The following is a 12892-nucleotide window of genomic DNA, read 5'->3' on the forward strand; positions in this document are numbered from 1 at the left end:
GACGTATGTCAGCAAAAGAACGGTTTCTAAAAAAGCTGCAAGACAGCCAGCCCCGCAGCGGCTCATTTGATAATAAAGGTCAGGCGGATATCGCCGAGTTCCGCCAGCGGATGAGCGAACTTCAGGAAAACATAGAAGAGTGGCTGACGGACACCGGCATCAGGGTGGAGAGCACCAGCGTCTCACTGGTTGAATGCCTGATCGGAGGAAAATCGTTCAGCGTGCCGGGTATTCAGCTGCAGTATGAAGACCGGAAAGTTAAGTTCACGCCGGTATTTTTATACGGGCAAGGAGTGACAGGCTGTGTGGAAGCCAATCTATGTACGCAAGGCGGGGTCACTGTCTTGTGCCGGTTATTTATGCAGGCAGGTGAAAACAGACACTGGACCTGGCGCCCTGCCAATGCGTTCACCGGACCGGGCGGCGCATTTGGCGAAGATGCCTTTTTCGAACTGGTAGAACGTTTATTACCATGACGCCTTCGGGCGTCATTCCTCACGACTATTCATCACCAGGGCAGGAGCCACACAGTGACGCTTTACGACATGAAACCCCGCTTCCAAAATCTATTAAGACCCCTGGTCGTAAAACTCCATCAACGGGGGGTGACAGCCAATCAGGTCACACTTGTGGCTATGTTCAGCTCTGTCGTTTTGGGCGGAATATTGATGCTCTTCCCTTTTCCCGTTCTGTATATTTCACTGCCGATTTTTTTGTTTTTCCGCATGGCATTGAATGCCATTGATGGCATGCTGGCTCGCGAATTTAATCAAAGAACTCCGTTGGGCGCGATCCTCAATGAGTCGGGAGACCTTATCTCTGATGCAGCTCTTTACCTCGGTTTTGCCTTTCTGACCGGCGTTTCGCCACAGCTTGTGGTCGTCGTGGTGCTGTTGTCATGGTTCAGCGAATTTTGCGGCATTCTCACGCAGACACTGACCGGTAAAAGAGACTATCGCGGCCCACTTGGGAAAAGTGACCGTGCCTTTTTATTTGGTACGTCAGGGCTTGGCATTGCGTTGTGGCCTCAGTATTTATATATCTTCAACGTGGTGTTAATCGTCGCTGCATTATTACTGATCTGGACATGCATCAATCGCTGTCGTGAAGCCGTGGCGGTAATGAATGTCTGATTCAGCTCAAACGCTGCAATATTGCCTTTCAGGTATTTTTGGTATTTTGCTTTTCGCTACCTTCATTTTATTCATATTAATTAAATGCAAACCACAACGTGACTGGCTTGAATTAAGACAACGGATCACAAGCTGGTGGGTGATCATTTTTGTTTTTTCATTAGCCATGTTGTCACCAAAATGGTTAGCGTTAAGCTTCTTTGGCCTTGTCAGTTTTTTATCACTCAAAGAATATCTGACACTCGCCCCTACCCGCCTTTCTGACCGTATTCCGCTTTTATGGATGTATGCGGCGATCCCGCTGCAATATATCTGGGTTGGAATGTCATGGTACGGCATGTTTATTATTTTTATCCCGATTTATGTCTTCCTGTTGCTTCCTGCCAGAATGGTCATGATCGGCGACACTAAAGGTTTTTTGCACTCTGCTGCGGTCATGCACTGGGGAATGATGACCACCGTTTTTGCGCTGAGCCACGTGGCGTATTTACTAACCCTGTCAGGTAACACTAGCAGCGCGGGTGCCTTGCTGGTTGTCTTTCTGGTCGCTGCCACTGAAATCAACGACATTGCTCAATATTTATGGGGCAAACGGTTTGGGAAAATCAAGGTCACGCCCACGGTCAGCCCGAATAAAACCCTGGCTGGTTTAGCGGGTGGCATCTTCACGACAACACTTCTGGCGGGGATATTTGGCCCGCTGCTGACCCCGATGAATGGTCTGCATTCTCTCTCTGCGGGCCTCATCATCGGTTTTGGCGGATTCTGCGGGGATGTGGTGATGTCTGCCATCAAACGCGACGTCGGCGTGAAAGATTACGGGAATCTGTTGCCCGGTCACGGTGGCATTCTCGACCGGCTGGATTCTCTGATTTATACCGCACCGTTATTTTTCCACTTCTTTAATTATTTCTATGGATAGGTGCGTGTATTAAAAACTCTGGCGCGTGCTGCGACGCTATATTCACACGCTTTTCATTATGCAGAATTAAACAACAAGGAAAGTCACATGAATCAGGAAATTCGCCAATATCAGGAAAATACCTTTTCGACCGGCGATGGTGAAGCGTTGTACTTTCGCCACTGGCCGGCGACGCATAGTGCTGGCAAGAAAGTGATCATTTTATTTCACCGCGGGCACGAACATTCCGGCCGGTTGCAGCATATAGTGGATGAACTGACGATGCATGATACCGATTTTTATGCCTGGGACGCACGCGGGCACGGCCAGTCTCCCGGTGAACGCGGATACAGTCCGAGCCTTGCCCGATCCGTACAGGACGTTGATGAGTTTGTCCGTTTTGTTGAAAAAGACGCAGGGGTACAAGCAGAAGATATTGTGGTGATCGCGCAAAGCGTGGGCGCCGTGCTGGTTGCTACGTGGGTGCATGATTATGCGCCGAAAATTCGCGGTGTCGTGCTGGCTTCCCCGGCCTTCAAAGTCAAACTGTACGTGCCTTTCGCCCGAACCGGACTGGCATTCATGCGGCGCCTGCGCGGTCTGTTTTACGTTAACTCTTACGTCAAATCAAAATTCCTGACACACGATCCACAACGTAACGCGAATTTTGATCAGGACAAACTGATCACCCGCCAGATTGCCGTCAATATTTTACTGGATTTGTACAAAACGGCTGACCGCATCATCAGTGATTCTTCTGCCATTACCCTGCCGACTCAGTTGCTGATTTCGGGCGACGATTTTGTCGTTCACACAAAACCACAGAAGCAATTTTACGCCGGTCTGCGCAGTAAAATTAAAGAGCAACACATTCTGCCGGGTTTTTACCACGACACATTAGGTGAAAAAGAACGCCATATTGCCTTCGATAAAATCAAAAGTTTCGTCACCCGACTTTACAATCAAAAACAAGAGTCGTTTGACTACAAAGATGAAGACTGCTGGAGTCCCGGCGCGGATGCTTATCGTGATTTGCAGGCACCCTTGAAAGCAGGCACGCCAGAAGGCATGTTCTATCGGATGCTGAGTTACGGCATGAAAACGGTCGGACGACAATCAAAGGGCATGCAGTTAGGGTATGAAACTGGATTTGACTCAGGCAGCACGCTTGATTACGTCTACCGCAATGTTGCTGAAGGTAAGGGTGTTTTAGGGCGAATGATTGACCGGGTCTACCTCAACAGTATTGGCTGGCGGGGTATACGGATACGCAAAATTCATATTCAAAAGATGATCGGACAGGCTATCGGGAATTTACTTGAGCGTGATATGCCAGTACGCATCCTGGATATTGCTGCCGGGCATGGGCGATATGTACTGGATGCACTCCAAAATCAACCGGAGATTGAAAACATTCTGCTGCGCGATTACAGCGATATCAATGTAGAAAAAGGCATAAAAATGATAGAGGAGCGCGGGCTTTCCCACGTTGCTCAGTTCAGGAAAGGCAATGCTTTCGACTACGACTCTCTGGCGTCACTCGAGCCCAAACCGACGCTGGGTATCGTTTCCGGACTGTACGAATTATTCCCAGATAACGATTTACTCAGAAACTCACTGGCCGGGCTGGCCGCAGCGATACCACCCGGCGGTATGCTGATTTATACCGGTCAGCCGTGGCATCCGCAGCTAAAAACCATCGCGTATACCTTAACCAGTCACCAGAACGGCATCCCGTGGATAATGCGCGTTCGCAGTCAGGGCGAAATGGACGCCCTCGTAGAACAGGCAGGTTTTGAAAAATCTCATCAGCTTATTGATGAGTTTGGCATTTTCACCGTATCTCTGGCGGTAAGAAAATCCCATGGCTGACATTGCAATACCGGCGCAGACCGCCAGCCCCTGGAAACAGGGCTATGCTGGCTGTTCGTACTGGGCCCACTGTTTTTTCTCAGCTATGGTCAGGTGAACCAGATTTAGCGCAACTCAAAGAAGCAGTGTACCGGCTGACCCAGCTTAAGCATTCACATGACACCGTTCTGGTTTGCTGCGCGTTAGGCTTGTCACGCAGCGCCACTATCGCCGCGGCATGGTTAATGTCAGAAGGCGGATTTCAGACTGCACAACAGGCGATCGCTCATATCCGAACACAACGGCCTTAGGTGGTATTTTCTGCTGCACACATCCGGGCACTCGGTCACTATCAGGAGTCGCTATGCCAGACCCCCTGATGACCAATAAAATTATGCAAATTCAGCTGGGGAGCTGGCGTTTGTGGCTTGACGAGAAACTGTTCGTCCTGCTCATCAGCCGCCATGACCTTGAGTTTTTTGATGAGGGGATGGCACAACTGTGGCTTGTCAGAAAAGGTCCGACCCGCCCGCTTGAAGCCCGCTGGCAAGGCGCACGTAAACTTCTGCATCGCACAATGTTAACCGTGGGATTACTGTGGCTGATCACGGCTGGGTTCTTGTTAATACACCTCCTCATATAGCCACCTCACGCCACACAAATGTAAACAAATGCTACAATCATTACCTGATCAGGTGCGGTTTTTGCCAAAACCGATGACATAAATTTACATTGCATTAAAAATAAGAATGCGCTGATGCCCTGCCCGATTTAACCTTTTTGTTACCGATTTTGCACACAACAAATCATTACCGGATGCAGGGTAATTACATTTGGAAAACATCAAAACTCTTTGATCCAGATCAATGCAACAACATAACCATCCTCTTTTTAGGGTTATCCCCCCTCACGCCCTCTGACATCGAAAATTGTTTTGTCCCGCCTCACTCTGTGCCCGCCACGAAAGTGTTTCAGCCAGTAATTCCCTCCCGTGACCGTCCCTGTTAATGCCTTCTCCCACTGTGGTTAAATCCATTCCTCGCGAAACCCCAGCTGTACTGCCCTTTCATTCAAGACTTCACCTGCGAATGTCCGACATCGCCGGTTCCCGTACCGGTGCCAGCGTCTGGAAGGGTTATCTGACACACAAAAAGAGGTTGTTATGTTTGGTCTTGATGCGCTAGAACTGGCCCGGATCCAGTTTGCCTTCACCGTCTCTTTTCACATCATTTTTCCCGCAATCACCATCGGGCTTGCCAGTTTTCTGGCGGTTCTGGAAGGCATGTGGCTAAAAACAAAGAAAGAGGCTTACCGCGACTTGTATCATTTCTGGTCTAAAATCTTTGCCGTTAACTTCGGTATGGGCGTAGTCTCCGGTCTGGTGATGGCGTACCAGTTCGGCACCAACTGGAGCATGTTCTCCTCATTTGCAGGCAGCATTACCGGCCCGCTGCTGACCTACGAAGTGTTAACCGCATTCTTCCTTGAAGCCGGTTTCTTAGGCGTGATGTTGTTCGGCTGGAACCGCGTCGGCCCTGGCCTGCACTTCTTCTCTACCTGCATGGTGGCGCTCGGTACGCTGATGTCGACGTTTTGGATCCTCGCGTCGAACAGCTGGATGCAGACCCCGCAGGGCTACGAGATTGTTAACAATCTGGTCGTTCCGGTCAGCTGGATGAAGATTATCTTCAACCCGTCATTCCCGTTCCGCTTAATGCACATGACCACCGCCGCGTTCCTGGCGTCTGCGTTCTTCGTAGGTTCTGCTGCAGCGTGGCATTTGCTGCGCGGTCGCGACACGCCAGCCATCCGTACCATGTTGTCGATGGCAATGTGGATGGCGTTGATCGTCTCGCCAATTCAGGCGTTTCTGGGTGATGCGCACGGTCTGAATACCCTGAAATATCAGCCAGCCAAAATTGCTGCCATCGAAGGCCACTGGGAAAATAAAGACAACAAACCGTCCCCGCTGGTGCTGATTGGTTACCCGGACATGAACCGTGAAGAAACCCGTTACGCGATTGAAATCCCGTATCTGGGCAGCCTGATCCTGACGCACAGCCTGACGCATCAGATCCCGGCGCTGAAATCCTTCCCGAAAGAAGATCGTCCGAACTCGTCCGTTATTTTCTACACCTTCCGCATCATGGCCGGTCTGGGCATGCTGATGATTTTGCTGGGTGTGCTGAGCCTGATCCTGCGTCGTGGCGGCAAAATGTATACCTCCAAAGCGTTCCTGCGCTTTGCTTTCCTGATGGGGCCTTCCGGTCTGCTGGCGTTACTGGCGGGTTGGATCACCACTGAAATGGGGCGTCAGCCGTGGGTGGTTTATGGACTGCTGCGCACCAAAGATGCGGTATCCAACCACAATGTGCTGCAAATGAGCGTCAGCCTGATCCTGTTCATCGTCATTTACTGCTCGGTGTTTGGTGTCGGTTACGGCTACATGATGCGTCTGATCCGTAAGGGTCCGCAGGCGCATGAAGGCGAAAGCGTTGACCACGGTGGTCCGGGCCAGCACCGCACGCCTGCACGTCCGCTGTCTGCGATTTCAGAATCACTGACCGACGAAAATAAGGGAGCTTGATAATGGGTATCGACTTACCGCTGATCTGGTTTTTGATCATCATCTTCGGCGTGATGATGTATGTGGTGATGGACGGCTTCGACCTGGGTATCGGTCTGCTGTTCCCGCTGGTGAAAAAAGAGCACGACCGCGACGTGATGATGAACACCGTTGCGCCGGTCTGGGACGGCAACGAAACCTGGCTGGTGCTGGGCGGTGCGGCGCTGTACGGCGCATTCCCGCTGGCGTATTCGGTAATACTGGACGCGCTGACTATCCCGCTGACCCTGATGCTGTTCGGCCTGATCTTCCGTGGCGTCGCTTTTGAATTTCGCTTCAAAGCCAGCCCGGCCAAACGCCACGTGTGGGATAAGTCCTTCATTGGCGGTTCAGTGCTGGCGACGTTCTGTCAGGGCGTGGTGCTGGGCGCGGTCATCAACGGGATCCCGGTGGTGAACCGTACTTATGCCGGTGGCGCGCTGGACTGGCTGACGCCGTTCACGCTGTTCTGTGGTTTTGCGCTGGTGGTGGCTTACTCCCTGCTCGGCTGCACCTGGCTGATCATGAAAACCGAAGGCGAATTGCAGGAAGCGATGCACAACATCGCCAAACCGCTGCTGATAGTCTTCCTGCTGGTGACGCTGGCGGTCAGCCTTTGGACGCCGCTGACACACAGCGATATCGCCACCCGCTGGTTCTCCCGCCCTAACCTCTACTGGTTCCTGCCGGTACCGGTGCTGGTAGTGCTGGTCTCTGCATGGATGTATCGCGCCATCAGCAAAAATGCGCACCACTCGCCGTTCCTGCTGACGCTGGCGCTGGTGTTCCTGGGCTATACCGGTCTGGGGATCAGCATCTGGCCGAACATCATTCCACCGTCCATCTCCATCTGGGAAGCGGCGTCACCTCCGCAAAGTCAGGGCTTTATTCTGGTCGGCGCCCTGTTCATCATCCCTATTATTCTGGTGTACACCTTCTGGAGCTACTACGTGTTCCGCGGGAAAGTCACACCGGATCAGGGTTATCACTGAGGAATCGCATTATGAATCTCATCAGAAAAATGGATGACAGCAACATCACTAAAGCCCCGTTCTTAAAGCGTGTCGGCTGGATGGCCGTCATCTGGGGCGGCAGCGTGCTGGCGTTATTTGTTGTGGCATCGGTGTTTCATTTGCTGATGTTTGCGGCAGGAATGAGAAGTCATTAAGTGAAAAAGGCCGCCATCATGGCGGCCTTCTGTTTTTTATTTTTCCAGCACCCTTCCGATAAAATCCAAAATGTCATCCATCGCTTCCTGACGGGCTTCGGCAGAAGGCATGACGATCAGCTGATCGGAATAGCCATTCATGATGGCGGATAACTGGCGGGTGACGCGTCCGGCATCGGTCGGACGGAACACGCCGCTGTCGATCCCGGCGCGGATAATCTCAGCCAGCAGTGCCAGCCACTTATGTACCATCAGCCGCGCCAGTTCGGCGTAAGCCTCGTTATGTGCCGCCAGTTGCCAGAGCGATCCGTACAACTGCCAGATATCACCCTGCGTATCAGGCAGATAATTGCACACCAGCGTGTGCAATTTTGCTTTGGGCTCCAGCAGTGCGATTTCAGCGGAAAACTCTTTCAGTTCCGCCATCATCACCACTGACAACGCTTCAATGCACAGCGTCTGCCAGTCAGGAAAATAATGATAAATATGGCTGCGGGAAATCCCGACGTACTCCGTCAGCTCACGCGTCGTGACTTTCTCAATCCCCTTTTCGATAAAGAGACTGATGGCGCCGTCAAGAATTTTAGCCCTTAACGCTTCCCGGTTTTCTTTCATCATTTATCCTGTGCTGGCATTGAGCAACTGCTCAGACCGGCATTTTATCAGGAAGCCCGGCGTGTGCCCACGGACTTACGCAGCACGATTTTCAGCACTACGACGCTGGCAATCACCAGCACAGCGGCAGAAATCAGTACCGCCAGAAACGCCTGATCAAACGCGGTTCGTGCCAGGCTGGTCAGCAACGACGCATGCTCAGGGCTGAGATGACCAGCAATCGTTAACGCTTCATCGAGACTGTCATACGCCGTTTCACCGCTGACCAGTCCTTGCGGAAGGGTCAGACTGCGGCTGTAAACGGCCGTCATCAGACCACCCAGCAAGGTGACGCCAAGCACGCCGCCCATTTCCCACGACACATCTTCTATCGCGGCGACCATTCCGGCCTTGTCTTCCGGTGCATTAAGCATGATGGAGGTGGAAGCCGCCGTCACAGCGCCGCCCAGGCCAAAACCTAAAATAAACAGACTGATCAGCTGCATCACCGCGCTGCCATCATAGACCAGTGCGTGAATGACGATGCCGAGCGCAGATATCGCGAAGCCGCCCAGCATCATTTTACGCACACCCACACGCGGGATCAGCATACCCGCCAGCGGCGAGGCCAGCGCAGACGCCACCGGGATAGGCAGGATAAACATCGCCGCCATAAACGGCGTCAGTCCGAGCACCAGCTGCAACCGCTGACTCAGCACCAGTTCGATACCGATCAGCGCAATCATTGAGGTGATCGCCACGCCCACGCCACAGGCAAACGCACGATTACGGAACAGTGAAAAGTCGATCATCGGCTGTACAGCGCGTTTTTGTCTTCTGACGAATAAACCGAGGAACAGCACACCGAAGGCGGCAGAACCCAAGATCACCAGCCATGAAGAGTTAATCTGGCTCAGTTCTTTCAGCGCGTAAATAACCCCTACCAGCCCCGCCATCACCAGCGCAGAACCGGCAAAATCACACGGACGTTGTTTATTGCCTTCACCGCGTGGGATCAGTGCCTGGGCAAACGGGAAAACGGCCAGCACAATGGGCACGTTGATCAGGAACACCGAGCCCCACCAGAAATATTCCAGCAACACGCCGCCGATCACCGGCCCGAGCGCCGCCGCACCTGACGCTACCGCCGACCAGATACCGATCGCCAGCGCACGTTCACGTTCGTTGGTGAAGACATGACGCACAATCGCCAAGGTCGCAGGCATCATCATGGCCGCGCCAATCGCCAGGAAAACACGAGAAGCGATCAGCATTTCAGCGCTGGCGGAAAACGCCGCGCACAGGGAGGCGAGCGCAAATACCGGCAGCCCGCTCATAAAAAGATTTTTGTGTCCGATACGGTCACTGAGCATTCCCGCGCCCGGTAACAGACCGGCGACCACCAGCGGATAGGCGTTCACTATCCATAATTTTTCCGATGCCGTGGCACCCAGCGCCTGCGTCAGACGCGGTAACGCGGTGTACAACACGGTCATATCAATGATGATCAAAAAGAGTGTACTGGTGACAATCGCAAGTATCAGCCAGCGGTTATTGACGAACATAAAAAGTGCCTCAGATAGATTTTGAGCAAGCGCTCAAGTCCAGCAAGATACTTGAGCAACCGCTCAAACTCAAGCAGCAACTGTCCGCCAGTTGATGAAGCGTTGAAGTAGCGAATGGGGGAAGTTTGGATTTGCAGTTGGCCGCTGCAAAGAGGCGGCTTTTAAAAACAAATTATGATCAAGGTCGTGGGTTGCCACCCACACTGGCTCTTAAGGTCAAGGTCGTGGGCGTCGGCCCACACCGACCAGAGACCCGGTAACGCGCGGGCCTCTGGACTCCGCGCTTTTTCACTGCGCGCTATCGCAGGCACGACGTACATGTTCTGGTGCATTGGTGAGTGGCGCAAAATGTCATCGCTGCGCGATTCCCGAATTTCAGGTTTCGAGCCATAGGTCTCGAACCGTTCATTCGGTGCCATTTTTGAGCACGCCAATAAACTTATCTAAAAGATAAAAACAATCTGCCGTTGATTTAAGATCGTGCGGGCGATTCAGAAATCTTGCTGAACGGAGCGGCCTGGAGACCGGAGGCTCCAGGACCGAGTGAAGGAACCGCAAAGCGGCAAGATTTCCAGCCTGTCGCGGTGATACCTGAAACATAGCCAGCGAGCGGAGCGTGCAGTTAAAAAAACGCAGGATTCCAAAGGGTTTCGTTTAAAACCCTTTGGGCCAGTGTGGGCGGCGAGCCCACGACCTTGACCTTAGGGCCAGTTTGGCTGTCAACCCAAGGTCTTGTCGGTGTGGTCCGACGCCCGCGACCTTAACACCGGCGGCTGGAAAGCCGTGACATCGGGTAAAGGCGCGTCCCAGCGCTCGATATCAATCCAGCAACTTTGCGCACTGCAGCCTTGCCCGAGTCGCGAACTGCCGCGATCTTCCGTCAGTACGTTCGGGTTGCCGTGTTTATCCAGCGAGTCGGGTTGCGACGGATCCTGCGGGTCGTACCAGGCACCGGTCGACATTTGCACCACGCCGGGGCGCAGATCCTCGGTCAGATGAACACCCGCCAGGATTGCGCCACGATCGTTAAACACCCGCACGATACTGCCCTCAGTAATGCCACGCGCAGCGGCATCCTGCGGATGTAACCAGAGCGGTTCACGGTCGCTGATTTTTGTCTTACGGCTGACGCTGCCGTGATCGTACTGACTGTGCAACCGTGTCCGTGGCTGACTTGAGAGCAAATGCAGTGGCCAGCGGGCACGGGTTGCCTGCTGTTCACGGTAGTCCTGTTCATACCAGAACGGGAAACCGGGACATTCTTCGTAATCGAAATTCGCCACCGTCTGTGAAAACAGTTCGATTTTGCCTGACGGCGTAGCCAGCGGCGATCCTTCAGGGTCACGGCGGAAGTCTTCGAACAGGATCTGCGGCGCATCCGGACGCGCATATTCCAGTTTGCCCTGTTGCCAGAAATCATCGAATTCGGGCAGCTCAATGCCATCGGCCTGCGCACGGGGAACCGAAAGCTGGTAGATATGCCGCAGCCAGTCCGCCGCATCGCGCCCTTCGCTGAAGACCTCGCCAAAGCCCATTTGCTGCGCGAGCGCGGCAAATATCGCGTAATCGCTGCGCGCCTCACCGACCGGCGCAATATGCTGACGCATGGCAATCATGTAGCCGTCGTTGCTGGCGCTGCCGATATCCTCGCGCTCAAGTGACGTTGTCACCGGCAGCACGATGTCTGCGAACTTAGCCTGCGCCGTCCAGTACTGTTCATGCACCACCACGGTATCGGGCTGACGCCAGGCTTTCACCAGCCGGTTGATATCCTGATGATGGTGAAACGCGTTACCGCCCGCCCAGTAAACCAGCCGGATATCGGGATACTGACAGTTTTTGCCATCGAACTGATACGCGCCGCCGGGATTGAGCAACATGTCGGAAAGCCGCGCCACGGGGATGTGATCGTTCACCGCATTTTTACCCATCGGCAAACGCGGGCCGGAGAAGGTGCGGCGATCGGAGCCTGCAAGATTGGTAGACGCGTAGGCAAAGCCCAGCCCGCCGCCCGGCGTGCCGATCTGTCCGAGTAAAGACGCCAGCGCCACCGTCGCCCAGAAAGTTTGTTCGCCCTGTCGTGCGCGTTGCAAAGACCAGGCGATATTAATCATGGTCTGCTTTTCGGACATCTCGCGCGCCAGCGTGCGGATTGCCTGCGCGCTGACGCCAGTCAGCGGTTCTGCCCATTCCGGCGTTTTGGCCTGTCCGTCGCGTACGCCTGTCAGATAATCGCGGTACGTATCGAATCCGACGGTATGACTGGCGACAAAACCGGCGTCATAACGGGATTCATCGACCAGAACATAACTCAGTGCCAGCAAAAGTGCGGTATCACTGCCCGGTTTGAGGGACAGCCATTCAGCCGTTTTCACCGACGAGAGATCATTCTTCACCGGGCTGACATTGATGAAACGGGTGCCGGTTCGCTCCATTTCCTGTAACCAGTATTTCAGAGAGTGATCGTTGGCACCGCCGCCGTTGACCTGCGCATTGCGCCACGGCAGTCCGCCGAACGCGACGAACAGCTCGCACTTTCCGGCCAGCACGGACCAGTGAGTATGCTGTTTTTGCAGCACATCCAGATCACCGATAATGTGCGGCAATAAACGCTCCGCTGCGGCCAGACTGTAGGTGTTAGTGCTGCCGGTATACCCGCCAAACTGATTGAAAAACCGGTGCATCTGACTTTGCGCATGGTGAAAACGACCGGCGCTCGACCAGCCGTAAGACCCGGCATAGAACGCAGAATTACCGTGGGTTTCCTTTACGCGCGCGAGTTCAGCCGCGACCAGCGACAGCGCCGTCTCCCAGCTGACTTCGACAAAAGGCTCTTTGCCGCGTCCTTCACGCGAGGCCGCGCCGTGTTGCAAATAGCCCAGTCGGACCGCAGGGCGACGCACGCGGCTGGGTCCGTCTACCGAACCCACCAGGGATTGTCCGATTTCAGACGGATTACGATCCCATTCCACGGGTTCGACAGATTTTAAAACACCGTCAGCCGTGGCAACGCGGTACGTTCCCCAGTGCATAACAGCCAGATCATGGTTTTTTTTCATTATAAGCAGGTAAATT

12 protein-coding genes are annotated in these 12892 nt (G+C 53.6%); 9 read left to right on the forward strand and 3 right to left on the reverse strand.

Annotated features, from left to right (window positions below; translation table 11 throughout):
• Window positions 1-5 precede the first annotated feature (5 nt).
• The 9 genes from CKQ54_RS24265 (at window position 6) to CKQ54_RS24305 (ending at window position 7658) form a co-directional block, all read left to right on the forward strand.
• Window positions 6-476, forward strand: a complete 471-nt coding sequence (locus tag CKQ54_RS24265; RefSeq protein ID WP_120163416.1) for a hypothetical protein — start codon at window positions 6-8, stop codon at window positions 474-476.
• A 54-nt stretch (window positions 477-530) separates the two neighbouring features.
• Window positions 531-1133 carry a CDP-alcohol phosphatidyltransferase family protein gene (locus CKQ54_RS24270; RefSeq protein WP_120163356.1) on the forward strand — a complete coding sequence of 201 codons (603 nt, stop codon included), beginning with the start codon at window positions 531-533 and terminating at the stop codon, window positions 1131-1133.
• A complete protein-coding gene (locus CKQ54_RS24275) occupies window positions 1126-2055 on the forward strand; it encodes a phosphatidate cytidylyltransferase (protein WP_120163357.1) in 930 nt (309 codons plus the stop codon). The genes CKQ54_RS24270 and CKQ54_RS24275 overlap by 8 nt, the downstream gene beginning before the upstream one ends.
• Window positions 2056-2142: 87 nt before the next feature.
• Window positions 2143-3906, forward strand: a complete 1764-nt coding sequence (locus CKQ54_RS24280) for a bifunctional alpha/beta hydrolase/class I SAM-dependent methyltransferase (protein ID WP_120163358.1) — start codon at window positions 2143-2145, stop codon at window positions 3904-3906.
• Between the two features lie 44 nt (window positions 3907-3950).
• Window positions 3951-4196 carry a dual specificity protein phosphatase family protein gene (locus CKQ54_RS26135; protein ID WP_120163359.1) on the forward strand — a complete coding sequence of 82 codons (246 nt, stop codon included), beginning with the start codon at window positions 3951-3953 and terminating at the stop codon, window positions 4194-4196.
• Window positions 4197-4249: 53 nt separating this feature from the next.
• Window positions 4250-4528, forward strand: a complete 279-nt coding sequence (locus CKQ54_RS24290; RefSeq protein ID WP_120163360.1) for a hypothetical protein — start codon at window positions 4250-4252, stop codon at window positions 4526-4528.
• Between the two features lie 519 nt (window positions 4529-5047).
• Window positions 5048-6472: a cytochrome ubiquinol oxidase subunit I gene (locus CKQ54_RS24295; protein WP_095925805.1), complete on the forward strand. Its 1425-nt coding sequence runs from the start codon at window positions 5048-5050 to the stop codon at window positions 6470-6472.
• Window positions 6473-6474: 2 nt separating this feature from the next.
• Window positions 6475-7482 carry a cytochrome d ubiquinol oxidase subunit II gene (cydB, locus tag CKQ54_RS24300; RefSeq protein ID WP_120163361.1) on the forward strand — a complete coding sequence of 336 codons (1008 nt, stop codon included), beginning with the start codon at window positions 6475-6477 and terminating at the stop codon, window positions 7480-7482.
• 11 nt (window positions 7483-7493) lie between these two features.
• Window positions 7494-7658 (forward strand): DUF2474 domain-containing protein, encoded by a 165-nt coding sequence (locus tag CKQ54_RS24305; protein ID WP_013577857.1) that lies wholly within the window; start codon window positions 7494-7496, stop codon window positions 7656-7658.
• Between the two features lie 36 nt (window positions 7659-7694).
• Here the strand turns inward: CKQ54_RS24305 and CKQ54_RS24310 are convergent, their stop codons facing one another.
• The 3 genes from CKQ54_RS24310 to CKQ54_RS24325 form a co-directional block, all read right to left on the reverse strand.
• Window positions 7695-8273, reverse strand: a complete 579-nt coding sequence (locus CKQ54_RS24310; protein WP_120163362.1) for a TetR/AcrR family transcriptional regulator — start codon at window positions 8271-8273, stop codon at window positions 7695-7697.
• Between the two features lie 47 nt (window positions 8274-8320).
• Window positions 8321-9817 (reverse strand): MFS transporter, encoded by a 1497-nt coding sequence (locus CKQ54_RS24315; protein WP_120163363.1) that lies wholly within the window; start codon window positions 9815-9817, stop codon window positions 8321-8323.
• Between the two features lie 719 nt (window positions 9818-10536).
• Window positions 10537-12876, reverse strand: coding sequence for a molybdopterin-dependent oxidoreductase (locus CKQ54_RS24325; protein ID WP_120163365.1), 2340 nt, complete (start codon window positions 12874-12876; stop codon window positions 10537-10539).
• Window positions 12877-12892: the final 16 nt, after the last annotated feature.

It is taken from the genome of Rahnella variigena, from assembly GCF_003610915.1.
Lineage (GTDB): Bacteria > Pseudomonadota > Gammaproteobacteria > Enterobacterales > Enterobacteriaceae > Rahnella > Rahnella variigena.